Source organism: Amycolatopsis kentuckyensis (assembly GCF_041679295.1).
In the GTDB taxonomy this organism is placed as follows: Bacteria; Actinomycetota; Actinomycetes; order Mycobacteriales; family Pseudonocardiaceae; genus Amycolatopsis; species Amycolatopsis kentuckyensis_A.
The window spans coordinates 265,130-291,268 of record NZ_JBGDMD010000006.1; the positions used below are offsets into that span (position 1 = coordinate 265,130).

The window sequence follows — 26,139 nt, forward strand, 5'->3', positions numbered from 1 at the left end:
GGCAGTCAGCGCCGGGTGGCCACGCGGACCAGGTCGGCGACTGCCCGGGAGCGGCTGTGCGGCGGCCAGGCGATGACCGTCGTGACGGGCGGCGCGTCCGGAACCGGCACGGCGACCAGGCCCTCCTGCAGGTCCGCGCGGCTGGACTCGGGCATCACCACGGTGGTCCGGCCGAGCGCGATCAGCTGGAAGAGCTGGGTCAGGCTGCGGACTTCCGCGCCGGGGCCGTCCGGGTAGCGACCGCCGGGGCCGGGCCAGCGGGCGAGCGGGAGGTCCGGCACGGAGCCGGCCTCCGCCAGCCGGATGCCGGACCGGGCGGCGAGCGGATGCGAGCTGGGCAGGATCACGACCTGGCCCTCGGTGTGCAGGACTTCGGTGTCGAGCCCGGCCGTCGAGTCGAAGGGCAGGTGCAGCAGCGCCACGTCGGCCCGGCCGTCGTGCAGCGTCTGCTGCGGCTGGGATTCGCAGAGCAGCAGGTCGACGGCGACCGCACCCGGCTCGGCGGCGTACGCGTCGAGCAGCTTCGTCAGCAGTTCGCGGACGGCACCGGCCTTTGTGGCCAGGACGAGCGAAGGCCGGTTCGCGGCGGCGCGGCGGGTGAGCCGCTCCGCGGTGGCCAGCGCGCCGAGGATCGCCCGGCCCTCGGTCAGCAGTACCGCTCCGGCTTCGGTGAGCGAGACCCGCCGGCTGGTGCGTTCCAGCAGCGCGACGCCGAGCCGTCGCTCGAGCCGGGCGATCGTGCGCGACAGCGGCGGCTGGGCGATGCCCAGCCGCTCGGCGGCCCGGCCGAAGTGCAGCTCCTCGGCGACCGCGACGAAGCACCGCAGCTCCCGTGTCTCCACCCGGTCAGGCTACCCGGCCGATCCATGTCTTGCGGGTATCGATGCCGGACCCGGGAAGTGTTGGTCGGCCGCCGGTTCCGCGCCACGATCGAAGCATGAGCGAACAGACGATCGCGCTGGTCACCGGCGCGAACAAGGGGATCGGGTACGAGATCGCGGCCGGGCTCGGCGCGCTGGGCTGGAGCGTCGGAATCGGTGCCCGGGACGAACAGCGTCGCGAGGAGGCCATGGCCAAGCTGCGCGCGGCCGGCGTCGACGCGTTCGGCGTGCCGCTCGACGTGACCGACGACGCGAGCGTGGCGGCCGCCGCCGCCTTGCTCGAGGAGCGCGGTGGGCGGGTCGACGTGCTGGTCAACAACGCCGGTATCGCCGGAGCGTGGCCGGACGAGCCGTCGGCCGTCACGCCGGAGAGCCTGCGAGCGGTCGTGGAGACCAACGTGATCGGGGTCGTCCGGGTCACCAACGCGATGCTGCCGCTGCTGCGCCGCTCCGCGCACCCGCGGATCGTCAACCAGTCCAGCCACGTCGCGTCCCTGACGCTGCAGACCACGCCGGGGGTCGACCTCGGCGGGGTCAGCGGGGCGTATTCGCCGTCGAAGACGTTCCTCAACGCGCTCACCATCCAGTACGCCAAGGAGCTGGCCGGCACGCCGATCAAGATCAACGCCGCTTGCCCCGGCTACGTCGCCACCGACCTGAACGGCTTCCACGGCACCAGTACGCCCGAGGAGGGCGCCAAGACCGCCATCCGGCTCGCCACTCTCCCCGACGACGGCCCGAGCGGTGGGCTCTTCGACGACGCCGGGGAGGTGCCGTGGTGACGGGGGTCAGCGGAAGTCGTCCGGCGGGGTGGTCGCCGGGTCCTTGCCCGCGTTGCGGACTTCGGTGATCCAGCGGCCGAAGTCCGGGCGGTCGCCGTCGATGTCGGTGTAGCCGTACTCCTTCATCAAGGTCCAGGACGCCAGCGTCTGACCCGCGAAGCGGGACACGTCGGGGTCTTGGGCCAGGGCCGCGACGCCGCGGGCCAGGAGGTACGGCGTCTCGGAGATCTTGAAGTCGACCGGGGCGAGCTTGCCGACCGCGTCGCGCCAGTTTTCCTCGGTGACCTCGAAGTGGTCGAGCATCGACTCCGACCGCAGGAAGCCCGGGGTCACCGCGAGGCCGACGCAGTCGTTCTTCTTCAGCTCCACGCCCAGCGCCCGGCCGAGCGCGCGGATGCCGCACTTCGCCAGGTAGTAAGGGAGGCCGGCGCCGACGTAGTCGTCGTTGTCGCCGTCGGTCACCTCCAGTACCAGGCCGCGGCGGGCGACCACCAGGGGCAGCAGCTTGTGCAGCGCGATCAGGTGCGTGTCGAGGGCGTTGTGCGTCAGCTTGAGCGCGTCCTCCAGCGGCGTCTCCCAGAACGGCGCGTCGAAGTGGAAGTACATGTCGCCGCCCCAGACGTCGTCGACGAGGATGTCGATTCCGTCCACTTCGGACTCGATGCGAGCCTTCAACGCGTCCACATCGGACACCGACGTGAAGTCGCAGCGGACGACGACCGCGCGGCCGCCCGCCGCCTCGACCAGCTCGCCCGTCTCTTCGATCGTTTCCGGCCGCTTCATCGGCGAGACCGTTTCGCGTGTCGTGCGGCCGGTGACGTACACCGTCGCGCCCGCGCGGCCCAGCTCCACCGCGATCGCCCGGCCGCAACCCCGGGTCGCCCCCGTGACCACCGCGACCTTGCCCTGCAAGCTCATGAATCCTCCCGTCCCCGCCACGCGGTCAAAACCGCGTCGACGTCCTCCGCCAGCCGGTCGGCCAGCCGCCCGTGCGGCCGGATCGACCAGTCGATCGACACCCCGTTGATCACGTCCAGCACGACCCGGGCGGCCCGCGGCACGCTCGGCGCGCGCGGCAGCGAAGGAGCCGCCGCCCGCACCAGCTGCCGCAGTTCTTCCTCGACCGCCGTGAAGTGCTCGCCCAGCAGCGCCCGCAGCACCGGGTCGCCGATGTCCACGCCGAGCTGGCCCAGGTGGTTCGCCGCCTCTTCGGCGTCGCCGAGCACCGCGTAGACCGAAACCGCCGCGGCGCGCAGGCCGTCGACCGGGTCGTCCGCCTTCTCGGCGCACTCCCGCATCTGCTCGACCGCCCGCCGCGTGGCCCGCCGGCTCATCGCCTGCAGCAGGCCGCTCTTCGAACCGAACCGCTGCGCGACCGTGCCGACCGACACCCCCGCCTCCGCCGCTACCTGCGCGAGCGTGAAACCGGGGCCACACCTGCCGATCACGGTCTCCGCCGCACCCAGCAGCCGCTCGTCGGTGATGCTCCTCGGCCGGGCCACGCCGTTATTGAACCACAGTTCATTAATTGTGTCGAATCAGGGTCGTCTCAGGGTCATCACGGATCGCGCATCGGCCGAAGAGCCAGCAAGGTACTACTCAGGTAGGGGGAGCGGTTAGGCCCGCAGGGTGACGCGCGAACCGCCCCCGACCCGCGACGATGAACGCGTCGTAAGCGAGGGGCGGAAGAGGAGCAGTCATGATCGAGGCAACCGGCCTCACCAAGCGGTACGGGAAGACGCTGGCGGTGAACAACCTGTCGTTCTCCGTGGCCGCGGGTCAGGTCACCGGCTTCCTCGGCCCGAACGGGGCGGGCAAGTCCACCACCATGCGGATGATCCTGGGCCTGGACAACCCGACGGGCGGCCAGGTCACCATCGGGGGCAAGAAGTACCACGAACTCAAGGAACCGCTGCGCACGGTCGGTGCGCTGCTCGACGCGAAGTGGGTGCACCCGAACCGCTCGGCGCGGGCCCACCTGCTGTGGATGGCGAAGTCCAACCGCATCCCGGCGAGCCGCGTCGACGAGGTGCTCGAGATCGTCGGCCTGACCAGCGTCGCAGGCAAGCGCGCCGGCGGGTTCTCACTCGGCATGTCGCAGCGGCTCGGCATCGCGGCCGCCCTGCTGGGCGACCCGGAAGTCCTGCTGTTCGACGAGCCGGTGAACGGCCTGGACCCGGAGGGCATCCTCTGGATCCGGAAGTTCATGCACCGCCTGGCCGAGGAAGGCCGCACGGTGTTCGTGTCGAGCCACCTGCTTTCGGAAATGGCGCTGACCGCGAGCAACCTCGTGGTGATCGGCCGGGGTCAGCTGATCTCGCAGTCCTCCACCGAGGACTTCGTCTCCCGCGCCGCGGAGAACACCGTCAAGGTCCGTTCGCCGCAGCTGGCCGAAATGCGCGACGCGTTGCAGCGCGCCAGCGCCGGGGTCACCGAGGAAGCGAACGCGCTCGTGGTGTCCGGGATGGACAGCGACAAGATCGGCGAGATCGCCGCCGCCAACCGGATCGTGCTGCACGAGCTGAGCCCGCAGACCGGCTCGCTGGAGCAGGCCTTCATGCAGATCACCGGCGACTCCGTCGAGTACCACACCGGTCTCGACGCCGAGGCGCAGCACGTGCTCGAGTCCGCCAAGTAACCGGGGAAACCAAGACCATGAACCTGCTCGCCGTAGAACGCATCAAGCTGTTCTCGACCCGCTCGCCGTGGTGGTGCGCGCTCATCACCCTGGCCCTGACCATCGGCTTCGCCGCCATCATCGCCGGCGCGTCGCCCGCCGACGAGCCGCTCTCGGTGGCCGCCACCCAGTTCGGCGGTTCCCAGTTCGGCATCGCCGTCGTCATGGTGCTCGCCGCCCTCGCGGTGACCACCGAGTACCGCTTCAACACCATCCGCACGACGTTCCAGGCGGTGCCGCACCGCTCGCCCGCGCTGATCGCCAAGGCGGTCGTCGTCGCGCTGGTCGCGCTGGTCATCGGTGAGATCGCCGCGTTCGGCGCCTGGGGCCTCGGGCTGCTCATGCGGCCGAACGACAACCTGGGCCTGCACACCTCGCAGGACTGGCTGAACGTCGCCGGTCTCGGGCCGGTGTTCGCCCTCAGCGCGGTGCTCGCGGTCGCGCTCGGGATCCTCATCCGGCACAGCGCCGGTGCCATCGCCCTGCTGCTCATCTACTACTTGGCCGTGGAAGAGCTGGTGCAGCTGATCCCGAAGATCGGCCACACCATCCACGAGTGGCTGCCGTTCAACGTGGCGAACAAGTTCCTGCGCGGCTCGGCCGTCGGGGGCGACGGCCCGCCGGTGTCGGACTCGCCGCTGAGCCCGGGCTGGGCCCTGGCCTACTTCGCGGGGGTCGCCATCGTGTTCCTGCTCATCGCGCTCGGGGTCGCGAAGAAGCGGGACGCATAAAGGGGGAACAAGGGGATAAAGGGGAAAACGGGAATCCGGGTCGCGCTGTCGGGGGGCGACCCGGATTCCCCATTTCCCGATAGTCTCCTCACGTGATCGAAGCGAACGCACTGACCAAGCGGTACGGGGCCACCACCGCGGTCAACGAGCTGACGTTCACCGCGCGGTCGGGGCGCGTCACCGGCTTCCTCGGCCCCAACGGCGCCGGCAAGTCCACGACCATGCGCCTGGTCCTCGGCCTCGACACGCCCGACGCGGGCACGGTCCTCGTCGACGGCGTCCCGTACCGGCAGCTGAAGGACCCGCTCCGGACGGTCGGCGCGATGCTGGACGCCACCTGGCGCCACCCCGGCCGCAGCGGGCGCGACCACCTGCGCTGGCTCGCCGCGACCAACGGCCTGCCCGAGAAGCGCGTCGACGAGGTGCTCGCCCTGGTCGGGCTGACCAGCGCCGAGGGCCGCCGCGCCGGGCAGTACTCGCTCGGCATGTTGCAGCGGCTCGGCATCGCGGCCACGCTGCTCGGCGACCCGCGCGTGCTCCTGTTCGACGAGCCGGTGAACGGCCTCGACCCCGAGGGCATGGCCTGGATCCGCCGGCTGCTGCACGCGCTGGCCGCCGAGGGCCGGACCGTCTTCGTCTCCAGCCACCTGCTGCCCGAGATGGCGCAGACGGCGCAGGACCTGGTCGTGATCGGCCGGGGCAGGCTGATCTACCAGGGCACGATGGACGACTTCATCGCGCAGACGAGCCGGCACGGCGTTCGCGTGCGCACCCCGCACGCCGACGAGCTGCGCGCCGCGCTGACCGGGCAGGCGGAGTTCACCGAAGACGGCGGCGCGTTCGTGGTGTCCGGAATGGACAGTGACCGGATCGGGCAGCTCGCCTTCGACGCGGGAGCGACGCTGCACGAGCTGAGCCCGATCACCGGCTCCCTGGAGCAGGCCTACCTCGACCTCACCCGCGAGGCCACCGAGTTCACCGCTGGAGCCGGCCGATGATCACCAACCTGCTGCGCGCCGAGCGCATCAAGCTCTTCAGCACCCGGGCACCGTGGTGGTGCCTGCTGCTCGCCCTGGCCGCGCCGCTCGGCTTCACCGCGCTGTTCTTCGCGCTGGCCGGCCCGGAGATCCCGCCGACGGTCGGCAACACCCAGCTCGCGAGCGGCAACGGCCGGACCGTGCTGGTCGTGCTCGCGATCCTCGCGACGGCGTCGGAGTTCAACTGGGGCACGATGCGGCTGACGTTCCAGGCCGTGCCGAGCCGGGTGCCCGCGCTGCTGGCGAAGGTGGCCGTCGTCGGCGCGGTCGGCGCCGGGCTCGGGCTGCTCGTCGGCTTCGGCTCGTGGGGGCTCGCGACGGTGGTGGCGCCGGACGCCGACCTCGCGCTGCACTCCGGCTCGGAGTGGCGCTCGGTGCTGGGGCAGAGCCTGGTCTTCCTGCTCGCCGCGGTGGCCGGCGTCGGCGTCGCCCTGCTGCTGCGCAGTGTCGCCTTCGCGCTGACGGTGGTGCTCGTGTGGACGCAGGTGCTCGAGGGCGTGGTGATCTTCATCCCGGGCGCAGGCAAGCACATCTACCAGTGGATGCCGTTCCACGCGGCCGACCAGTTCGTCGGCGCGGGCGGACTCGGCGGGGGACCGGTGCAGCTGCCGGCCGCTCCGCTCGGCCCGTGGGGGTACCTCGGTTACTTCGCGGCGATCTGCGTTGCACTGTTCGTGGCCGGGGTCATCACCACGGCACGCCGCGACGCCTGAGCGTGACGGCGCTGTCAATACCGCAAAAATTCGTGTTAACAAAAGATGAAGTGCCTGTGGCTTCTCTCACAGGCACCGGACATACTGCTATGACCAGGCAATATTCGTAAGTGAGCACCGGAACCGTCTGCGCTCCCCTGGAGGTGATCCTTGACGGTGAACACCGGTCAAGAATTGGGCAACACGATTCCCCGAGCCCGTGTCGAAGACGACGCTCCCCGGCTCGAACCGATGCTGGACCTCGAATGGTCGCGGGCGATCGAGCTCCCGCAGGCTGCCATGACGGCGGCGACGCCGGCCGAACTCCGCCGGGCGTGGGTGCACCGCGCGGCCGAAGACACCGTCCTGGCCTTGTTCCGCGCCTCGGCCGGGATGGCGGGGCCGATCCCGGCGCCGTGGTGGCTGCGCGCGGTCGCGGACGGGAAGCTGGATTCGCGGGAACAGGGTTTCCGCGTCGAAGACCGCATCGCCCAGCTGCTCGGCAGGCGGCCGGGTTGGGAATTCGTCCCGTGGGCGGCGGACGGTGAATCCGGCTACTGGGAGTTCATGCCGTCCGAACGCGGGAAATCGGGGCACGCGATTCCCACGACGGTGATGAACACCGACCGGCACCCCGGCTGGATCGACGTCCTGCCCGCGCACAGCGGCCGGACGCCGGACCCGATCGCGATCGCCGGACTCGCGGGGTTGCGGTCTCGTCTCGGGGAGCTCGAAGCCGTTCGTTAGCCTCGGTGGGTGGAGAACGAAGACCAGCCCCGGCTGCGCAGCGTCGTCAGCTACGTGAAGCGCGGCGGCCGGATGACCGTCGGGCAGCAACGCGCGTGGGACGAACTGTGGCCGAAGCTCGGCCGCACGGTCGGTGAGCTGCCCGAGGGAAAGCTGGACTTCACCGAGTGGTTCGGCCGCGAAGCGCCGGTCATGCTGGAGATCGGCTCCGGCATGGGCGAGACGACTTCGCAGCTGGCTGCCGCGGCGCCGGAGCTGAACTACGTCGCGGCCGAGGTCTACGACCCGGGCCTCGGCCAGCTGATGCTGCGCGCGGAAAAGCTGGGTGTCGAGAACCTGCGGCTGCTGCACGGCGACGCCGTCGTCCTGCTGACCGAGCATGTCGAGCCGGACACGCTGCACGGCGTGCGGCTGTTCTTCCCGGACCCGTGGCCGAAGAAGAAGCACCACAAGCGGCGGATCGTGTCGCCGTCGTTCGCTGCGCTCGTGGCGTCGCGGCTCGCGCCCGGCGGCACCTTCCACCTGGCGACCGACTGGGAGAACTACGCCGAGCAGATGCTCGAGGTCTGCTCCGCGGAACCCGCGTTGAAGAACCGGTACGACGGCTGGGCGCCGCGGCCGGAATGGCGGCCGGTGACCAAGTTCGAGCAGCGGGCCGACGTCGAAGGCCGCGTCTCGCACGACCTGATCTTCGAAAAGCGGTAGGAGTTCGCCCCTCCCCCGACAGAGGGGCGAACTTCCTCCCTATTCCTCGGCGAGCGGCTCGGCCTGGACCCGCTTGAGGGCGGGGGTGCAGACCGACGCGCCGAGCAGCGCCACACCGACGCCGAGCACGACCGGGGCCAGCAGCCACGGGCTGAGCACGATGCCCCGCTCGTCGACCATGCTGTAGAGCCCAACACCGACTCCCACCCCGACGATTCCCGCGCCGATCGTGGCGACCAGCGCGGGCAGCGCGGCCTCCATCCGCAACGCCCTCGCCAGCACCCGCACCGGCGTGCCGGCCGCCATCAGCGCCCCGAACGTCCGGCGGCGGTCCATCACCGAGCCCGCGGTCGCGACCGCGGCACTGCAGCCGGCCAGGATCCCGGCGGCGATCAGCCCGATCACCGTGACGCGGCGCAGGTCGCCGAGTTCGGTCTGCTGGTTGAACAGGTACTGGTCCCGGCTGCCGATCTCCTCGCCCGCGGCCGGCGCGGCCAGCGCCGTCCGGACGATCTCGCGGTTGGCGTCGGTGGTCGGCGCGACGACGGTGACCCACTTCGGCGTGAGGCCGGCCGGCAGCGCGGCCGGGTCGATGATCAGCGTGCTGGAGAGGTCCGAGTCCCGAGGCGGGACGGCTTCCGCCCGCGTACCCGAGTTCACGGCGACCGCGGGGGCCTCCCACTCGGTGGCGATCTTGTACGTCGCCAGGTCCAGCTGCTTGTCACCGAAGACGGCCGGGCCGCCGGTGCAGTTCGCGGGCGTGAGGCCGTAGCGGGTCAGCTTGACGGCGTCGGCGCAGGTCATCACCAGCGCGCGGTTGCCGTTGCGCTCGCGGCCTTCGCCCTGCACCAGGTAGACCTCGCCGACCGCGACGGCCTTCTCGGACTGCCCGTACTTCCGCAGGGACGCGTTGGCCTGGTCGACGATCGTCCCCGCGTGCTGGGCGTCGGTGTCGACGTAGAGCACGGAGTCCTGGAAGGACCGCCCGCCGCCGGCCATCGACTCGAACGTCGGCAGCAGCGTCAGCGCCATCGACCCGGCGAACACCGCGAGCACGATCCCGGCGGAGGCGCGGTAGGCGCCCTTCGGGTCGTCACGCAGGCGGCGGCCGGCGAGCAGCGCCGACGGGCGCCGCCAGATCCGGACGAACGTGCCGCCCACCGCCGACGTCACCCACGGCCCGACGACCGCGGCCGAGCCGACCAGCAGGAACAGTCCCGCCATGACCATCGTGATGCCGCCGGATTCCTTCGCCGTCGTCACCGCGACGAGGAAGAACAGCCCGGCGGCGGGCAGCGCCAGCAGGCGCCACCAGCGCAACGGCTTCTTCGCGTGGCCGCCCGTCGCGAACAGCGGGTTCTTGAGCACGCGGCGCAGACCGAGCACGCCGGCGAGCACCACGAGCACCGGGATGGCCAGGACGATGAACACCGTCAGGCCGACCGGCAGCGCGAAGTCGGACGCGAGCCACGTGCCGCCCGCCCATGGCACGAACGAGGCCAGGCCGTGCAGCGCCGGGCTGATCAGCAGCCCCAGCAGCGCGCCGATGCCCGCGGACAACGTCGTCTCGGCGGCCACCATGTTCGTGACCTGTCCCGGGGTCGCCCCGGCCAGCCGGATCGCGGCCAGCCGCCGCTCCCGCCGGGCCGCGGTCAGCCGCGCCGAGGACGCGACCAGCACCAGGCTCGGCACCAGCAGCACGATGATCCCGACCCAGGACAGCAGCATGAGCAGCGGATCCGCGCCCGCCTTGCCGCTGGGGAAGCCCGCCAGCGGGTAGGCGTTCTCCGGCATCTGGTCCGGCGTGTGCCCGACGAGCGCGACGAGCTGCTCGGGGAAGCGGAGGGCGTTCTCGTCGAGCGCGCCGACGGGCTTGCCGAACCGGTCGCCAAGCTGGTCGGCCGGGTGGCCCTGCAGGAGCCGGCCGAGCGCAGGCGACACGACGGTCTCGCCCGGCCCCGGCAGCTGCGGCACGCCCGGCGGCAGTGCGATCGACCCGGCCCCGGCGACCGGCGCGACGTCGACGCGGATGATCTGCTGTCCGTCGAAGTAGTCCGTGGCGGAGTTGAACAGCACGTTCCGCTGGCCGTCGAGCTGGTAGCCGACGTGGTGTTCGCCCTGCCAGAGGGCCCGTTGCTCGCGGTTCTGCGTGGCGAACGGCAGCGTCGCCAGCAGCAGCACCAGCCCGGTCGCGACGGCCACCCCGATCGCGGTGAGGATCGCCGACGTCCGGGTCCGCCGGTCGACCTTCAGCACCCGCAGGGCGATCTGGAGCGAGTTCACGCCGCTAGCCTCGTCGCGATCAGGCCGTCGCGGATGGCGACGGTCTTGGGCATCGACTCGGCCAGCTCGCGGTCGTGGGTCACCACGATCACCGCGGCGCCGGTCTCGTGGGCGGCGCCGAGCAGGGCGTCCATCGTGTCGCGGCCGGTGCGCGTGTCGAGCGCGCCGGTCGGCTCGTCGGCGAAGATCACCTTCGGCCGGTGGGTCAGGGCGCGGGCGATCGCGACGCGCTGGGCCTCGCCGCCGGACAGCTCGCCGGGGCGCCGCTTTTCCTTGCCGGCCAAGCCGAGGCGCGAAAGCCACTGGCGGCCGGCCTCGATGGCCTCCTTGCGGCCGAGCCCGGCCAGCAGCGACGGCAGCGCGACGTTCTCTTCGGCCGACAGCTCCGCGACCAGCATCCCCGACTGGAAGACGAAGCCGAACTCGGTGCGGCGCAGCTCGCTGCGCTTCTTCTCGCCGAGGTGGTCGATCCGCTGGCCGGCCAGGAAGATCTGCCCGTCGTCGGCGCGGAGGATCCCGGCCAGGACGTGCAACAGCGACGTCTTGCCCGAGCCCGACGGCCCGACGATGGCGACGGCGTCCCGCGGCTGGATGTCGATGTCGATGCCGGCCAGGGCGTGCTGAGCGCCGTAGCGCTTCACGAGCCCGCGGCCGGAGAGCACCGGCCCATTGGTCCACTGTGGAGTGTTCGGGTCCACCACGTTCTCCTGTCGGTTCGGATCTTGCTGTGCCGACGAGCTTCGCGGAGACCAGGGGGTGTCCACTTCGGGCAGACGGCCAGTCACGCCCGGTGCGGCATCGGCCGATCGGCCGAGGGAGCGCGGGCCACTCGGCCAAGGTGCGGACGCGGCCGGATCCTCTAACGTCACGTTGTGACCGCCGCGCCCCCGCCGAAAACGCTGTACGCCCGCGCCGCCGCCCTGGTGCGGCGCATCGGCGTGCCTTCGGCCGTCCTGTTCGCCGCCCTGCTCTTCGACGTCGTCTTCACGACACAGGCGGCGCTCGACGACCACGGGCCCAAGTTCATCGACTTCGGGCTGCTGCCCGGCATCTTCGCGATGGTCGCCTGCGCGCAGTGGGCGCAGAAACGCGCCGCCGTCGCCGGCGTGGCCGGGGGCGTGGTGCTGGTGTTCTCGACGCTCTGGATCCACGCGTTCCGCATCCCGGCGTACTCCAGCGTGCTGCCGAAGATCACCATCACCGAGGTCGTGGCCGGGGTGCTGATGGTCTACTACGTCACCCGGCGGGCGCGGGCGGGCGTGGCGTTCTGCGTGGTCAGCTTCCTGGTCGTCGGCGGCCTGGTCGCCCTGTTCGGCCGGTACCGGGGCGTCGACGACATCGACGGCGGCACGGCGACGCAGGGCCTGGTGTTCGGCCTGCTGCTGCTCCTCGGCCCGGTCGCGCCCGCCATCACGCTGCGGGACCGCCGGCCGAAGGCCGATCCGCGGACGCGGAAGCTGCAGCGGGTGAACGAGCTCGCCATGGGGCAGTGGCCGCTGATCGGGCTGCTCGGGTTCGCGCTGCTGTTCGAGTTCGGCTACACGTACTCGAGCAACGCCCGCGGGTTCCCGATCCTGTTCTGCTCGCTCGTCGCGGCCCTCATCGCGGTGCTGTCGCCGCGGCGGCCCGCGGACGCGCTGCTCGGCATCAGCGGGATCCTGCTGCTGTCGGCGGTCGTCACGCCGTTCCTGCACCTGCGCTACGACTACCCGATGCCGGGCGGAGTACCGTTCGTGCAGGTCATCGCCGCGATGGGCGTGATCGTGAACCTGACCCGCGCCCGCGGGCTGAGCCAGTCGTGGCCGCGGATCGGCGTCCTCTCGGCCGTCGTCGCCCTCGCCGCGATCCTCAACTCGAACCAGCCCCGGGGCCTGCAGAGCGACCCCCAGGTCCTGTCGATCCTGGCCTTCGCCGCGGCGCTGCTGCTCGGCATCTCGATCGCCACCGGCCTGATGCTGCGGTCACGGGACTCCGAGCGCACCACGGTCGTCAAGTCGGCGGTGGCCGACGCGCAGACCGCCGAGCGGATGGCGCTGGCCCGCGAGCTGCACGACGTCGTCGCCCACCACGTCACCGGGATCGTCGTGCAGGCGCAGGCCGCGCGGATGATGGCTTCCCAGAAGCCGGAGGTCGCGGTCGAGGCGATGGAGCGGATCGAGAACGCGGGTGTCGAAGCACTGGCCGCGATGCGGCGGCTGGTCCGCTCGATGCGCGGGGACGCGCCCGCCGGGTCGAGCGAGTTCAGCGAGCAGGCCACCACCGACCTCGGCGCCGACCTGCGGAAGCTGGTCGAGAGCGCCAACCACGGCGTGCCGACGTCGATGCACCTCGACCTGCCGCCGGACCTGCCGCACGAGGTCGGCCGCTCGGCGCTGCGGCTGGTCCAGGAGTCGCTGACGAACGTCGGGAAGCACGCCTCGGACGCGACGGACGCCTTCGTCCTGGCCGAGGTGAGCGGCACCGAGCTGCACTTGCGGGTGACGGACAACGGCCACGAAACGGCGCGGCGGCCGGCCGGCGGATCGGGCGGATACGGTCTGGTCGGCATGCGCGAACGCGTCGCGCTGCTCAAGGGACGGCTGTCGGCCGGGCGCGGCCCGGACGGTGGCTGGCGCGTCGAAGCTTGGCTGCCGCTGGCGGCCGGAGAAGACACGGAAGGGGACGAGTGATCCGGGTACTGATCGCCGACGACCAGGAGATGGTGCGGATGGGCTTCCGCATGATCCTGGACGCCCAGGACGACATCGAGGTCGTCGCCGACGTCGCGGACGGCGTCTCGGCGGTGTCGAAGGCCCGCGAACTGCGTCCGGACGTCTGCCTGCTCGACATCCGCATGCCGGGCCTCGACGGGCTGGAGGTCACCCGGCAGCTGGCCGGCCCGGACGTGGCCGACCCGCTGAAGGTGGTCGTGGTGACCACGTTCGACCTCGACGAGTACGTCCACACGGCGTTGCGCAACGGCGCCCACGGCTTCCTGCTCAAGGACGCGGGCCCGGCGCTGCTGATCGAGGCGGTCCGCGCGGCCGACCGCGGCGACGCGCTGGTGTCCCCGCAGATCACCATCCGGCTGCTCAAGCACTTCGACGGCGGCCCGGCTCGGTCACAGGTCGCACCGCCGTCGGAACCGCTGACCGCGCGGGAGATGGACGTCGTCAAGGCGGCGGCGCGCGGGCTGACGAACACCGAGATCGGCGCGGAGCTGTTCCTGTCGCTGTCGACGGTGAAGACGCACCTGGCGTCGGTGCAGGGCAAGATCGGCGCCCGCAACCGCGTGGAAATCGCGGCGTGGGCGTGGCGGAGTGGAGTCGTCTCGTAATCGAGGGTGCGTAGTATCCAGAGATGCAACGCCGTTTCCACGCCCCTGTCGTTCTCCCCGCCGACGCGTCCTGTTCGCTCCTGCGTGACGCGGTCGTCGATGTGGACGCCGACGGGCGCATCTCCTACTGCGGACCGGCGGCCACCGCCCCCGAGTCCGCCGCACCGGTCACCACCCTGACCGGCATCCTGCTCCCCGGCCTGGTCAACACGCACGCGCACAGCCCGATGACGCTGCTGCGCGGCATGGGCGGCGACCTGCCGCTGCTGCCCTGGCTCAACGAGATCATCTGGCCCGCCGAAGCGAAGCTACGGCCCGAAGACGTCCGCACCGGCATGCTGCTGGGGTCGGTCGAGATGCTGCGCCACGGCGTCACGACCAGCGCCGAGATGTACTTCGAAGGCGAGCAGCTGGTCGACGCGGTCCTCACGACGGGCGGCCGCGTGCTGGTCGCCCCGCCGGTGATGGAGCTGCCGGGCCTCGACTGGCGCGCCCAGCTGACGGCGATCGAGCGCTGGATCGACACGGACGGCCTCCGCTTCGGCCACGGCGACCGCATCGAGCTGGGCTACGGCCCGCACTCGGCGTACATGCTGTCGTCGGAGGGCCTGCGCGCGACGGCGGAGTCGGCTGCCGCGCGCGGCGCGCTGGTGCAGATCCACGTCGCCGAGGCGGCTCTCGAAGACACCGTCGTCCGGGAAGCACACGGCTCGGTGCCCGCCCTGCTGCAGCAGCTCGGCATGCTCGACGGCCGGGTCCTGGCGGCGCACGCGATCCACCTTTCGGACACCGACATCGCGTTGTTCGCCCAGTACGGCGTCGGCATGGCGCATTGCCCGGGTTCGAACGCGAAGCTGGCTTCGGGGATCGCGCGGATCAAGGACCTGCGCGACGCGGGCGTGGCGGTCGGCCTCGGCACGGACGGGCCGGCGTCGAACGACGACATCGACCTGTGGGAAGAGCTGCAGCTCTCGGCGATGTTCGCGCGGCTGGCCACGGGCGACTCGACGGTGCTGACGGCCGCGGACGCGTTCCTGCTGGCCACCCGCGGTGGGGCTGCGGCGCTCGGCCGCGACGACATCGGCGTGCTGGAGCCGGGCCGCTGGGCCGACCTGGTGCACATCGACCTCGACGACCCGGCGTTCGCGTGCGGCTTGGACGTCCCGGACGTGCAGCTGCTGTCGAACCTCGTCTGGGCGGCGGGATCGCGGCGCGTCCGGGACGTGTGGGTCGCGGGCGAGCAGGTCGTCGCCGACGGCGAGTCGCTGAAGGTGGACCGGGCGAAGGTCCAGGCCGAGGTGGCCGAGACCGCCGCCCGGCTGCGCGCCTAGTTCGGCCGCAGGATCAGCTCGGTCAGGTGGGCGTCCGGGGTGGCGGACACCGCCGTCACCACCGCGGTCGCCACCGAGTCCGCCGTCAGCAGGTGCGACGTGTCGTAGTCGCGGCCTTCGCCCTTGAAGATCTCCTGCTGCATCTCGGTGTCCGTGCGGCCGGGGTACACCGACGTCACGCGGATCTCCGGCTCCTCCTCGCGCAGGGCGTCGGCGAAGGCGCGGACCGCGAACTTGCTCGCCGCGTACGGGGACCAGCCGGGGCGGGCGTTGCGGCCGGCGCCGGAGTTGATCACGACCACGTGGCCGCGGGCCGTCCGCAACGCCGGGAGCAGCAGGCGCGTCAGCTCGACCACAGCCAGGGTGTTGACCTCGAAGTTGTCGCGCCACGCCTGAGCCGACGCGTCCTCGACGCGGCCCAGCTTGGCGACCCCGGCCGAGTGGACGAGGACGTCCAACGACGGGATGTCCGCGACCGCCGAAGCGAGCGAGTCCGGGTCGGTCAGCTCGACGGGCCACGGCTTCGCGCCCGGGAGCTCCTTCGCCAGCGACTCGAGGGCTGCCGCGTCCCGGCCGCCGAGGAGGACGCGGTGGGTCGGGGCCAGCTGGTGGGCGACCGCCCTGCCGATGCCGCGGGAAGCGCCGGTCACGAGGGCGAGGGGAAGATCCGTCGTCATGCCCCCACCGTAACTACGCGAAGCCCACGTCGACCGTGCGGTCTTCGCGCTTGTCCGCGCCGAGCCGGCGCGGGTCCGCGCAGCCCGTGGCGGGGTCCGCGTCCGAGTCCTTCGCGTCGTCGCCCGCGTCCTTCGGCGCCGGCTGGTGCCCGTCCGCGGTGAAGCACACCTGGTAGCTGCCGTCCTCGAGACCGTCGAAGCCGTACGCGCCGTCCGGGCCCGTCACCACGCTCGCGAGCTCCTTGTCGCCGCTCTTCAGCACCGCCTTCACCCCGCCCAGGCCCGGCTCGCCCGCGTCCTGCAGGCCGTCGCCGTTCGAGTCCGACCAGGCGAAGTCGCCGATGCGGTTCGTCGGCGTCACCAGGCCGAGGTCCACCGCGAAGTCCTCGTGCGACGGGCCGCCGACCGTGCGCGGCGCGGTGCAGCCGTCCGGGTCCGCGTCCGAATCGCGGTCGTCCGGCGCCGCGTCCTTGCTGGTCACCGCGTACCCCGACGGCACCGCGAAGCAGACCTGGTACGTGCCGTCCTTCAGCTTCTCGAAGCCGTACTTGCCCTTGTCATCCGTCGTCGCCGTGGCGACCGAGCCGCCGGCGCCGTCCTTCAGCGTCACCTTCACGCCCGCGACGCCGGGTTCGTCCGGGTCCTGGATCCCGTCGCGGTTGCGGTCCGCCCACACGAAGTCGCCGATCTTCGCGATCGCCGGCGGCGGCAGCACCGTGATCGTCGCCGACGCCGTCTTGTCGCCCAGCGTGCCGCCCGGGTACTTCACGCCGCTCACCTTCGCCGTGTTGACGTGCCCGGTGTCGGCCACCGTCAGGTTCGGGTGGTCGCAGGTCAGCGCCTTGTTCGCGCCGGCCGCGAGCGCGAACGGCTCGAACTTGCCGGTGCACCACGGGTCCACCACGGTGATCCCGCTGAGGTCCTGCGTGCCGTCGTTCGTCACGGTGACGCGGTAGTGCGCGGTCTCACCCGCGGTGACCGTCGCGAACGGGCCCCACGCGCCGGTCGCCGGGTTCTGCACTTCCTTCTTCACCGAGTACGCCGCGAGCTGCAGGTCGACGCAGTCCCAGCGCACCCGTTCGGCCCTCGTCGTCGCGAAGAACTTCACCGCCGCTGCCTTCGCCGGGGCCGTCACCGCCGGGAAGTCCTGGCGGTCCAGCCGGCCGTCGCCGGCGAAGTGGTCGGCGACCAGCTTGGTCTCCTGGACCTGGGTGCCGTTCACGTCGAAGAAGCGCAGCCCGGTCGCCGGTCCGGTGTCCGGCGCGTACGAGCCGGTCGACACGCTGAGCGTGTAGACGCCGCCGGGGACGAACTTCTCGGTCGAGTAGGCCGTGCTGGCCCGGCCGTCCGGCGTCTGGATCACCGCCGACCGCTGCCCGTCGACGGCGAACGCCTGCTCGGTCAGCAGCCTCGGCGCCTTCGAGGGCGGTGTCCCGGGCGGCACGGGCGCGGCCGGCGTGAAGACGTAAGCGTCCGGGGCGCCGTTGCGCGCAGTCTCTTCGACGCTCGGGTTGGCGGCGATCCCGCCGCACGCGGGTTCCGGGGCGGCGATCGCCGAGGGCACCACCACCCCCGAAAGCGCCACCACCGCCACTGCCACCACGCGTGCCGAACGGACCATGCCTCGACTATGGCGCGGCGGCGAGGCCCGCACCGGCCGAGAACCGTCCACTTAAGAGTGAACCTCGGCCGGTGCGGGTCAGGGCGTCAGCGTTCGCCGATGCGGCCGGGCAGGCCGAAGCGGCCCTTCTTCCACACCGAGACGATCGACGGCCGCGGCTGGGCGGTGCCGCCGTCCGGCCAGTGCGACGTCGGGTTCGCCGAGCTCGCCGCGTTCTCGCCGGGGTGCTGGACCGCGACGAGGACCAGGTTGTCCGTCACGACCGGGCCGCAGGTCTCCGCGCCGACCGGCACCGAGAGGAACTGCTTGACGTGCCCGCGCTCCGGCCCGGTGACCGGCACCGAGAACAGGCCGTCGTTCGCGCCGAGCGCGTTGCCGTCGGTGGCGATCCACAGGTTGCCGTGCCGGTCGAAGGTCACGTTGTCCGGGCACGAGATCGGGCTGACCTGGCTCTTGTCGAAGCCGCCGAAGTACGTGTCGGCCGCGGCCGGGTCACCGCAGACGAGCAGCAGCCGCCAAGTGAAGCGCGTCGAGGCCGCGTCGCCGCGGTTCTCCTCCCACTCCAGGATGTGCCCGTTCTTGTTGCCGTTGCGCGGGTTCACCTCGTCGACGCCGGCCTTGCCCGCCGCACCGCGGTCGGTGTTGTTGGTCAGCGCCGCGTAGATCCGGCCGTTGACCGGGTTCGGCTCGATGTCCTCCGGCCGGTCCATCTTCGTCGCGGCGACCTTGTCGGCGGCCTGGCGGGTGAAGACGTAGACCTCTTCGGCGGTGAAGCCGTCCACAAAGGACTTGTCGCCGCTGGCCAGCGGCAGCCATTCGCCGGTGCCGTCGAACTCGTGGTCCGCCGGGAGCTTGCCGGTGCCGTCGATCTCGCCGGGGCTGTCGCCGGTGAAGCGGGCGACGTACAGGGTGCCTTCGTCGAGCAGCGCCGAGTTGTGCCGCCGCGCGTGCGCGCTGTTGCCGGGCTTGTACTTGCCCTTCGAGACGAACTTGTAGATGTACTCGAACCGGCTGTCGTCCCCGGAGTAGACGGCGACCCGGCCGTCGGCGGTGATCTTGATGTTCGCGGCCTCGTGCTTGAACCGGCCGAGCGCGGTGTGCTTGATCGGCGTCGAGTTCGGGTCGTTGGGGTCGATCTCGACGACCCAGCCGAAGCGGTTCGGCTCGTTGGGCTCCTGCGAGACGTCCCAGCGCTTGTCGAAGCGCTCCCACTTGCGGGTGCTCGCGCCGGCGCCGACGGTGTAGCGCTTGAGCCGCGCGGCCTCGACCGGGTCGGTGACCTTGTCGGAGTTCGCGAAGTACTGGTCGAAGTTCTCTTCGCCGGAGAGCACCGTGCCCCACGGCGTCACGCCGCCGGAGCAGTTGTTCTGCGTGCCGCGGACCTTGCGCCCGCTCGGGTCGGCCGACGTCTTCAGGTACTTCGAGCCGGCGGCCGGGCCGCGGACCTCGAAGACCGTGTCGAGCGTGATCCGGCGGCCGTACCGGCTGGGGACGACCGCGAGGCCGCCGTGCACCGGGTCGCGGCGGGTCAGCAGTACCGACAGGCCGTGCGCCGCCCAGGCGATCTTGGCCTGCTCCTCGGTCGGGTTGGCCGGGTCGTACTGGTCGGCCGGGAACATGTGGACCTCGGTGGTGTACTCGTGGTTGACCACGAGCAGGTTCGACAGCCCCAGCGGGTCCTGCGGGATCAGGCCGACGAAGTCGTTGTTGTACCCGAACTGCTTCGCCTGCGCGGCCGCCGTCTGCTTGGCGTAGTCGAACTTCGGGGCGCCGGCGACGACCGGGTCGCCCCAGCGGACGACGACGCGCTGGTCGTAGGCCGCGGGGATGCTGACCTGGTCGAGCTTGTTCGGCGGGACCGGGTCGAAGTCCGTGCCCGGCACCGGCCGCGGCTTCGGGCCGCCGTGACCGTTCGCCGTGACGTCGGCGGCGGCCGCGGTGCCGGAGAGGGCGGCGAACCCGCCCGCGGCGGCGGCCATCACGGCGCCCGCCTTGAAGACCCGGCGCCGCGAGATGTCCTTGACGACGTCACCAAAGTACTCGTTGTCGGTCTCGTTCGCCTCCGGGTGGGCGCACGCGTTGCCGCACCGGTATTCGCAGGTGATCGGGGAGCGTCCACCCGCGTGCGCGGGGAACAGCGGGAGCAGGCGGTCGGGCACAGCGCCTCCATGGTGGGAGTTCGGGAACGAAGCGACCGTATGTGCCGAAAACCAGCCGATCCAGACATCTGGGTGAACAGCGGGTGTATTAGTCGCGTTGCCGAAGTACCACGGCCCGAACGGACGACAGCCCCCGGACGCTTGGTCCAGGGGCTGTCGCTCTCCGTGTATCAGAACTCTTCGCCGACGAGCACCGCTTCCCGCGGCACGGCGTGCGGGTCCGCCTTCTTCTCCCGCAGCGAGAGCAGGCCGCCCGCGACGACGCACAGCACGGCGGAGGCGATGAACGGCGCCTGCGGCGAGCCGAACCACTCGGCCACGTGCCCGACGAGCGTCGCCGCGACGGCGCCCCCGAGCCAGCGGCAGAAGTTGTAGCCCGCGCTGGCGACCGGGCGCGGCGCGTCGCTGATCGACATCGCGGTGCCGGTGAACAGCGTGTTCAGCAGGCCGGACACCAGCCCCGAGACGACGATCCCGGCGACCAGGACCGGCTTGCTCGGCACGGCGAGCACCAGCATCAGCACGGCGTAGCCGAAGACGGCGGCCGCGGCGGCGTGCCGCTCGCCGAGCTTGGCGGCCAGGCGCGGCGCGAGGGCGACCCCGGCGACGGCGACGCACAGACCCCAGCCGCAGAACACCAGCCCGACGGCGATGGCGCTCCAGCCGAGGACGAACGGCGACCAGGCCAGCACCGCGAAGAACGCGGCCGTGTACAGCGCCGACGCGACCGAAGTGCGCAGCAGGCCGGGGTGCTTCAGCGCGCGCAGCGGGTCGAGCAGCTTGATCGGGGCGCGTTGCTCGCCCTTGTCGCTCTTGAGGAACACCGCGCACAGCACGAGCGCGCCGGCCATCAGGATCGCGGTGCCGAGGAACGGGCCGCGCCACGAGATGCTGCCGAGCAGCGCGCCCAGCAGCGGGCCGACCGACAGGCCGACCCCGAGGGCGGCCTCGTAGAGCAGGATCGCGCCGGCCTGGCCGCCGGTCGCGGCGCCGACGATCACCGAAAGCGCGGTCGCGATGAAGAACGCGTTGCCGAGCCCCCAGACCGCGCGCAGCCCGACGAGCTGCTCGATCGACCCGGCGGCCGAACACAGCGCGGTGGCCGCGACGATCAGCGTCAGCCCGACCAGCACGGTCTTCTTGGGGCCGAACCTGGCGCTCGCCGCGCCGGTGACCAGCATCGCGATGACCTGGACGCCGAGGTAGGACGAGAAGAGCAGCGTGACCTGCGACGGCGTCGCGTCCAGGCCCTTGGCGATGGACAGCAGGATCGGGTCGACCAGCCCGATCCCCATGAAGGCGATGACCGCGGCGAACGCGGTGATCCACACCTGCTTGGGCTGGCCCTTGACGGCGTCCAGCAGGCTCGAGTGGTGCTCAGCGCTCATCGCTGATCAGTTCCTCCTTCTTGGCGTCTACGAGCAACTTGGCGAGAGCCGGGAGGGCGGCTTCGATCGCGGCGCGGTCGGTGTCGTCCATGGCGATGAGCCGTTCGCGAAGGAACTCTTCGCGGGCAGCCACCGTCTCGGCGTAGAAGCGGCGGCCCTCGTCGGTGACGTCCACGAGCACGGCCCGCCGGTCGGCGGGGTCCGGCGTGCGGGTGGCGAGGCCCAGGCGTTCGAGCCGGCTGACGACGTCGGTCATCGACGGCAGCTTCACCTGCTCGAACTCGGCCAGCGCGCTCATCCGCCGCGGCCCGCCGTTGACCAGCTCGCTCAGCACCGAGCCCTGCGTGAGGGTCAGCGTCAGCTGCGGGGTCTGGCGGCGCACCTGGTGGTACAACCGGAAGACCAGCGGCCGCAACCGGTGGGCGAGGTCGGCGATCGGGGAAGTCACTTAGCTAGGCTAACAAAATATAGTAAGGGTAGCTAAGTAATTCGGCTCACAGGCTAGGCTCGGGGTATGGAAGCGGTGATCTTCGACCTCGACGGCGTCCTGGTGGACTCGGAGCGCATCTGGGACGAGGTGCGCCGCGCGGTGGTCGCCGAGCACGGCGGCACGTGGCTGCCCGAGGCGACGCGGGCCCAGCAGGGGATGAGCACCCCGGAGTGGGCCCGGTACCTGGTCGAGGAGCTCGGGGCGCGGTTGTCCCCACCGGAGATCGCGACCTTGGTGGTCAAGCGGATGGCGGCGCGGTACGCGGCCGAACCGCCGTTGATCCCGGGCGCGGTCGAGGTCGTGCGGCAGGTGTCGGGGCGGTGGCCGGTGGCCATCGCCAGTTCGTCGCCGGTGATCTTGATCAAGGGGTTCCTGGACGTGACGGGGTTGCCGGTGGGGGCGGCGGTGTCGTCGGAGCAGGTGGGGGCGGGGAAGCCGGCGCCGGACGTGTACCTGCGGGCGGCCGAGCTGCTGGGGGTGGCGCCGGCGGATTGTGCGGCGGTCGAGGACACGACCAACGGGCTGCGGTCGGCCCTGGCGGCGGGGATGGCCGTGTACGCGGTGCCGAACCCGCACTTCCCGCCGGATCCGGAGGTGCTCGGGCAGGCCACGGCGGTGGTGGAGAAGATCACCGACCTGCCGGGGGCACTCGGGCTCAGTTGATCTGGAAACGCACCGGCGGCGAGCCGGGCACCACATCGACGAGCGAAGCCGCGTAGCCGGAAACCTCACTCCGCTTCGAGGCCGCTGACATATCCCCTTCCGCATTGAACATCTTCAGCCTGAACACTCTCTGATCCGTCAGGTAAACCGCTTTGCCTGCCGGAAGGGGGCCGCCGACCTCGCCGACGTATCCGGCGTGCACTTCAGCGTTGTCGTCGATCGGTGCGCACGACGGTGACTTGGTTCCGTATTGCGGCGCCGAGGGAACGAGTTGGTCCCCTCGTGGCACTGCCGCCACGCAGAAGTGCGAAGAACCGGCCACGGTCGCGATGAACACGTAGGTGGTCCAGGTGTCGGTTTGCCCGGTGAACTCGGTGAGAACTTCGGGGGTGTTGATCATCTGCAGCTGGGATAGCGGCGTGTACCGCGGCGGCGCCAGCGTCAGCTCTCGCCCTGGGTTCGCCGGCGGGGCCGTGGCCGTGTTCAGCTGCGTGGCCAGCAGCACGCTCGTCAGCACCACCAGCACCGCCGCCAGGGGCGCGACCACCACCGTCAACCGGCGGCGCCTCGGCCGCCGTTGCCTCCGCTGCTGCTCCGCCCACGCCGCGTCGAGGTTGGGCGTGACCTCCCCGGCCTGTCCGCGCAGTGCTTCGGCCAGCTTGCGTTCGAGGTCGGTCATCGCTCACCTCCCGGCTCTTCCCCCAGGTGCTTGCGCAGGTTCTCCATCGCGTGGTGGGTCGTCGCCTTGACCGTCCCGGGGGAGATGCCCAGGGTCTCCGCGATGCCCGCCGTACTGAGGTCCAGCCAATAGCGAAGCACCAGCACCTCGCGTTGGCGACGGGACAATTTCCCCAGCACCGTGCGCAACTGCTCGTGCTCCCAGTTGGCCACCGCCCGGACCTCGGCCGACAGCTCGTCCGGCGGCCGCTCCTGCGGGGTCCGCCGGACCACGCGCAGGTGCCGCGTGCGCGACCGCGACATGTTGACCACGGTCGTGCGGAGGTAGCCGGCCACCCGAGTGTGGTCGGACAGCGTGTCCCAGCGCTGGTGGAGCTTGACGAAGGCCTCCTGCGCGACGTTCTCCGCGTCGTCCGCGCCGAGCAGGTGGGCGAGCCGGGTCATCTGGGCGAAGTACTCCCGGAACAGGCCGTGGAACGTCGGCGCGCCCAGGTCCCCCGGCGCGCTCTCGCCCACGCTCGCACTCACACCCCGCCAACGCCCACCTCGCCCCACCGGTTTAGTCGACCACGCGAAGAAGGCCGCCACCAGCGGTGACGGCCTTCTCGGGAGATCTTCTTACCGCTCGACCTCGCCGCGGATGAACTTCTCCACGGCGTCGCGCGCGGTCGCGTCGTCGTACTGCTCCGGCGGCGACTTCATGAAGTAGGACGACGCCGACAGGATCGGGCCGCCGATGCCGCGGTCGAGCGCGATCTTCGCGGCGCGCACGGCGTCGATGATGATGCCGGCCGAGTTCGGCGAGTCCCACACCTCGAGCTTGTACTCCAGGTTCAGCGGCACGTCGCCGAACGCGCGGCCCTCGAGCCGGACGTAGGCCCACTTGCGGTCGTCGAGCCACTGCACGTAGTCCGACGGTCCGATGTGGACGTTGCCCTTGCCGAGCTCGCGGTCGACCTGCGACGTCACGGACTGGGTCTTCGAGATCTTCTTCGACTCGAGCCGCTCGAGCTCCTTCATGTTCAGGAAGTCCATGTTCCCGCCCACGTTGAGCTGCATCGTCCGGTCGAGCTGGACGCCGCGGTCCTCGAACAGCTTCGCCAGCACGCGGTGCGTGATGGTGGCGCCGACCTGGGACTTGATGTCGTCGCCGACGATCGGGACGCCGGCGTCGGTGAACTTCTGCGCCCACTCGGGGTCGGAGGCGATGAACACCGGCAGCGCGTTGACGAACGCCACCCCGGCGTCGATCGCGGCCTGGGCGTAGAACTTGTCCGCCACCTCGGAGCCCACCGGCAGGTACGACACGAGCACGTCGGCCTTCGCTTCGCGCAGCGCGGCGACGACGTCGACCGGGGTCTCGTCGGACTCCTCGATCGTCTCGCGGTAGAAGCGGCCGAGCCCGTCGTGGGTGTGGCCGCGCTGGACGGTGACGCCGAGCGGCGGCACGTCGGCGATCTTGATGGTGTTGTTCTCGGAGGCGAAGATCGCCTCGGACAGGTCGCGGCTGACCTTCTTGGCGTCCACGTCGAACGCGGCGACGAACTCGATGTCGCGGACGTGGTAGCCGCCGAAGTCGACGTGCATCAGACCGGGGACGCGGGTGGCCGGGTCCGCGTCGCGGTAGTACTGGACACCCTGGACCAGCGACGCCGCGCAGTTGCCGACGCCCACGATGGCCACCCGTACGCGGCGGTTCTCGCCCATGGGGGTTTCTCCTTCAATCCGTCTGTTCAGTAGGTCTGGTGCCGCGACGCTGCGGCCCGGCCGCGCGGCTCAGGTCTCCGGACCCTGCCGTTCGGCTTGTTCGTGCGCGATCAGCTCGTTGAGCCAGCGCACCTCCCGCTCGCTGGTCTCCAGCCCCAGCCGGTGCAGCTCGCGGGTGTAGCGATCGATCTTCTCCTCGGCCCTGGCCAGCGCCGCCCGCATGCCCTCACGGCGTTCTTCGACGCGGCGGCGGCGGCCTTCGAGGATCCGCATCCGCACGTCGGCCGGGGTCCGCGAGAAGAAGGCCAGGTGGACGCCGAAGCCTTCGTCGTCCCAGGTCTGCGGCCCGGCGTCGCCGAGCAGCTCACCGAAGCGCTCCTTGCCCTCCGCGGTGAGCTTGTAGACCCGCCGTCCGCGCCGCGACCACGCCCGGTCGTCGGCCTCGTCCAGCTCTTCGACCAGGTACCCGGCCCGCAGCAGCTTCCGCAGGGTCGGGTACAGCGAGCCGTACGAGAACGTCCGGAACGTGCCGAGCGTCTCGTGCAGCCGCTTGCGCAGCACGTACCCGTGCATGGGCGCTTCGTGCAGATGACCGAGGATCGCGAACTCCAGCACAGCGCACCCCCTTCCGGGAACAAACCGAGACGAACCGCGTTGCTCCGAATGATCGCCTCGATCCAACCTACTCAGCCACTATATCGCGCCGATACATCGAAGTGGCGAAGCTAACGGGCGCCCTCACTCTGGAGTGGGGGAAATTCACCGGAGAGTTATCGAACGTCCGGCGTGTCCGCCCCGGTCACGGGGCCGGTCGCGCTAGGGGGCGTGGACGACACAGGAAGAGCCCGTACTCTGTCCTGGTGATTAACCAGCGGCAGGTCGTGGACTACGCGCTGCAGCGCCGTGCGCTGCTGGCCGAAGTCCGCTCCGGGCGCGTCGGCAGCTACGAAGCCTGCGACGCGAGCCCGTACCTGCTGCGGGCGGCGAAGTTCCACGGCCGGGCCGGTGACCAGCCCTGCCCGATCTGCCGCCAGGAACCGCTGACCCTGGTGTCCTGGGTCTACGGTGACGAACTCAAGCACGTCGCGGGCTCGGCGAGGACCCCCGAAGAGCTGGCCAGGATGGCCGGCCGGTTCGCCGAGTTCACCGTGTACGACGTCGAAGTGTGCCGGGCGTGCCACTGGAACCACCTGGTCCGGTCGTACGTCCTCGGCACGGGGGAACCGGCCGACGGTCCGCGAAGGACCGCAGGCCGGTGAGCTGGATCACAACCGCTGAAGAGCGCAGAACGGCGCACTACCGGGTGCCGGTCTGGGAGGCCCATTCGTGAACGACGACCGCAACCGCTCCTGGCCCGGCCAGGAGCCTGATGCACCTCGCCGTGCCCAGTCAGGCCCGTGGCCGGGGGAAGACCCCGGACCGGCGTGGCCCGGCGAAGAAGCCCCCCGTCGACCCCAGCGCGGGACGCCGCCCCGAGGCAATCCGCGGGGCGGCGGGTCGCCCGAGTGGCCCGCCGGCGACGAAGGCGGTCCCCAGTGGCCCGCCGGCGACGAGCCGCCGAGGCGGCCGCAGCG

General features: G+C 71.3%; 26 protein-coding genes. 12 read left to right on the forward strand and 14 right to left on the reverse strand.

Features of this window, described 5'->3' with window-relative positions; translation table 11 throughout:
• Positions 1-5 precede the first annotated feature (5 nt).
• Positions 6-842 (reverse strand): LysR family transcriptional regulator, encoded by an 837-nt coding sequence (locus ACERZO_RS26465; protein WP_372667466.1) that lies wholly within the window; start codon positions 840-842, stop codon positions 6-8.
• Positions 843-937: 95 nt separating this feature from the next.
• On the opposite strand from ACERZO_RS26465, the gene ACERZO_RS26470 reads away from it, so the two are divergent.
• On the forward strand, positions 938-1,663 hold the full coding sequence (locus ACERZO_RS26470) for an SDR family oxidoreductase (protein WP_372667467.1): 726 nt from the start codon (positions 938-940) through the stop codon (positions 1,661-1,663).
• A 6-nt stretch (positions 1,664-1,669) separates the two neighbouring features.
• Here ACERZO_RS26470 and ACERZO_RS26475 read toward each other — a convergent pair whose 3' ends face one another.
• Positions 1,670-2,581 (reverse strand): SDR family NAD(P)-dependent oxidoreductase, encoded by a 912-nt coding sequence (locus ACERZO_RS26475; RefSeq protein WP_372667468.1) that lies wholly within the window; start codon positions 2,579-2,581, stop codon positions 1,670-1,672.
• Positions 2,578-3,165, reverse strand: coding sequence for a TetR/AcrR family transcriptional regulator (locus ACERZO_RS26480; protein WP_372667469.1), 588 nt, complete (start codon positions 3,163-3,165; stop codon positions 2,578-2,580). The genes ACERZO_RS26475 and ACERZO_RS26480 overlap by 4 nt, the downstream gene beginning before the upstream one ends.
• A 197-nt stretch (positions 3,166-3,362) precedes the next feature.
• Between ACERZO_RS26480 and ACERZO_RS26485 the strand changes: the two genes are divergently transcribed.
• The 6 genes from ACERZO_RS26485 to trmB all read left to right on the forward strand — a co-directional run bounded on the left by ACERZO_RS26485 (position 3,363) and on the right by trmB (position 8,252).
• On the forward strand, positions 3,363-4,301 hold the full coding sequence (locus ACERZO_RS26485) for an ABC transporter ATP-binding protein (RefSeq protein ID WP_372667470.1): 939 nt from the start codon (positions 3,363-3,365) through the stop codon (positions 4,299-4,301).
• 17 nt (positions 4,302-4,318) lie between these two features.
• Positions 4,319-5,071 (forward strand): hypothetical protein, encoded by a 753-nt coding sequence (locus tag ACERZO_RS26490; RefSeq protein WP_372667471.1) that lies wholly within the window; start codon positions 4,319-4,321, stop codon positions 5,069-5,071.
• Between the two features lie 92 nt (positions 5,072-5,163).
• Positions 5,164-6,069 carry an ABC transporter ATP-binding protein gene (locus ACERZO_RS26495; protein ID WP_372667472.1) on the forward strand — a complete coding sequence of 302 codons (906 nt, stop codon included), beginning with the start codon at positions 5,164-5,166 and terminating at the stop codon, positions 6,067-6,069.
• Entirely contained in the window at positions 6,066-6,821 is a 756-nt protein-coding gene (locus ACERZO_RS26500) for a hypothetical protein (protein WP_372667473.1), read from the forward strand. The genes ACERZO_RS26495 and ACERZO_RS26500 overlap by 4 nt, the downstream gene beginning before the upstream one ends.
• A gap of 174 nt (positions 6,822-6,995) precedes the next feature.
• Positions 6,996-7,547 carry a hypothetical protein gene (locus ACERZO_RS26505; protein WP_372667892.1) on the forward strand — a complete coding sequence of 184 codons (552 nt, stop codon included), beginning with the start codon at positions 6,996-6,998 and terminating at the stop codon, positions 7,545-7,547.
• Between the two features lie 9 nt (positions 7,548-7,556).
• Positions 7,557-8,252, forward strand: coding sequence for a tRNA (guanosine(46)-N7)-methyltransferase TrmB (gene trmB, locus ACERZO_RS26510; RefSeq protein ID WP_372667474.1), 696 nt, complete (start codon positions 7,557-7,559; stop codon positions 8,250-8,252).
• 39 nt (positions 8,253-8,291) lie between these two features.
• Here the strand turns inward: trmB and ACERZO_RS26515 are convergent, their stop codons facing one another.
• Positions 8,292-10,535: an FtsX-like permease family protein gene (locus tag ACERZO_RS26515; RefSeq protein WP_372667475.1), complete on the reverse strand. Its 2,244-nt coding sequence runs from the start codon at positions 10,533-10,535 to the stop codon at positions 8,292-8,294.
• The gene (locus ACERZO_RS26520) at positions 10,532-11,233 is read right to left on the reverse strand and encodes an ABC transporter ATP-binding protein (RefSeq protein ID WP_372667476.1); all 702 of its coding nucleotides are present in this window, start codon (positions 11,231-11,233) and stop codon (positions 10,532-10,534) included. Before ACERZO_RS26520 ends, ACERZO_RS26515 begins: the two co-directional genes overlap by 4 nt.
• Positions 11,234-11,407: 174 nt before the next feature.
• Here ACERZO_RS26520 and ACERZO_RS26525 point away from each other — a divergent pair, with 174 nt between their 5' ends.
• The 3 genes from ACERZO_RS26525 to ACERZO_RS26535 are packed head-to-tail and all read left to right on the forward strand — an operon-like array spanning position 11,408 to position 15,182.
• Complete coding sequence (locus ACERZO_RS26525) at positions 11,408-13,204, forward strand: sensor histidine kinase (protein ID WP_372667477.1); 1,797 nt, start codon at positions 11,408-11,410, stop codon at positions 13,202-13,204.
• The gene (locus ACERZO_RS26530) at positions 13,201-13,851 is read left to right on the forward strand and encodes a response regulator transcription factor (protein WP_372667478.1); all 651 of its coding nucleotides are present in this window, start codon (positions 13,201-13,203) and stop codon (positions 13,849-13,851) included. The genes ACERZO_RS26525 and ACERZO_RS26530 overlap by 4 nt, the downstream gene beginning before the upstream one ends.
• A 23-nt stretch (positions 13,852-13,874) precedes the next feature.
• Complete coding sequence (locus ACERZO_RS26535) at positions 13,875-15,182, forward strand: amidohydrolase family protein (RefSeq protein WP_372667479.1); 1,308 nt, start codon at positions 13,875-13,877, stop codon at positions 15,180-15,182.
• Here ACERZO_RS26535 and ACERZO_RS26540 read toward each other — a convergent pair.
• From ACERZO_RS26540 to ACERZO_RS26560, 5 genes are all read right to left on the reverse strand, one after another.
• On the reverse strand, positions 15,179-15,859 hold the full coding sequence (locus ACERZO_RS26540; RefSeq protein WP_372667480.1) for an SDR family oxidoreductase: 681 nt from the start codon (positions 15,857-15,859) through the stop codon (positions 15,179-15,181). The genes ACERZO_RS26535 and ACERZO_RS26540 overlap by 4 nt on opposite strands.
• A 13-nt stretch (positions 15,860-15,872) precedes the next feature.
• Complete coding sequence (locus ACERZO_RS26545) at positions 15,873-17,480, reverse strand: DUF7850 domain-containing protein (protein ID WP_372667481.1); 1,608 nt, start codon at positions 17,478-17,480, stop codon at positions 15,873-15,875.
• 86 nt (positions 17,481-17,566) lie between these two features.
• Positions 17,567-19,639 carry a PhoX family protein gene (locus tag ACERZO_RS26550; protein WP_372667482.1) on the reverse strand — a complete coding sequence of 691 codons (2,073 nt, stop codon included), beginning with the start codon at positions 19,637-19,639 and terminating at the stop codon, positions 17,567-17,569.
• A 170-nt stretch (positions 19,640-19,809) separates the two neighbouring features.
• Positions 19,810-21,027: an MFS transporter gene (locus tag ACERZO_RS26555; RefSeq protein WP_372667483.1), complete on the reverse strand. Its 1,218-nt coding sequence runs from the start codon at positions 21,025-21,027 to the stop codon at positions 19,810-19,812.
• Positions 21,017-21,475, reverse strand: coding sequence for a MarR family winged helix-turn-helix transcriptional regulator (locus tag ACERZO_RS26560; protein ID WP_086680461.1), 459 nt, complete (start codon positions 21,473-21,475; stop codon positions 21,017-21,019). The genes ACERZO_RS26555 and ACERZO_RS26560 overlap by 11 nt, the downstream gene beginning before the upstream one ends.
• 66 nt (positions 21,476-21,541) lie before the next feature.
• Between ACERZO_RS26560 and ACERZO_RS26565 the strand changes: the two genes are divergently transcribed.
• Positions 21,542-22,180 (forward strand): HAD family hydrolase, encoded by a 639-nt coding sequence (locus tag ACERZO_RS26565; RefSeq protein ID WP_372667484.1) that lies wholly within the window; start codon positions 21,542-21,544, stop codon positions 22,178-22,180.
• On the opposite strand, the gene ACERZO_RS26570 is transcribed toward ACERZO_RS26565, so the two are convergent.
• From ACERZO_RS26570 to ACERZO_RS26585, 4 genes are all read right to left on the reverse strand, one after another.
• Positions 22,173-22,859, reverse strand: coding sequence for a hypothetical protein (locus ACERZO_RS26570; RefSeq protein ID WP_372667485.1), 687 nt, complete (start codon positions 22,857-22,859; stop codon positions 22,173-22,175). The genes ACERZO_RS26565 and ACERZO_RS26570 overlap by 8 nt on opposite strands.
• A complete protein-coding gene (locus ACERZO_RS26575) occupies positions 22,856-23,386 on the reverse strand; it encodes an RNA polymerase sigma factor (RefSeq protein ID WP_372667486.1) in 531 nt (176 codons plus the stop codon). Before ACERZO_RS26575 ends, ACERZO_RS26570 begins: the two co-directional genes overlap by 4 nt.
• Before the next feature lie 90 nt (positions 23,387-23,476).
• Positions 23,477-24,565, reverse strand: coding sequence for an inositol-3-phosphate synthase (locus ACERZO_RS26580; RefSeq protein WP_372667487.1), 1,089 nt, complete (start codon positions 24,563-24,565; stop codon positions 23,477-23,479).
• A 69-nt stretch (positions 24,566-24,634) separates the two neighbouring features.
• Positions 24,635-25,180: a PadR family transcriptional regulator gene (locus ACERZO_RS26585; protein WP_372667488.1), complete on the reverse strand. Its 546-nt coding sequence runs from the start codon at positions 25,178-25,180 to the stop codon at positions 24,635-24,637.
• 245 nt (positions 25,181-25,425) lie between these two features.
• Between ACERZO_RS26585 and ACERZO_RS26590 the strand changes: the two genes are divergently transcribed.
• Positions 25,426-25,824 (forward strand): DUF5318 domain-containing protein, encoded by a 399-nt coding sequence (locus ACERZO_RS26590; RefSeq protein ID WP_329053600.1) that lies wholly within the window; start codon positions 25,426-25,428, stop codon positions 25,822-25,824.
• The last annotated feature ends 315 nt before the right edge of the window (positions 25,825-26,139 follow it).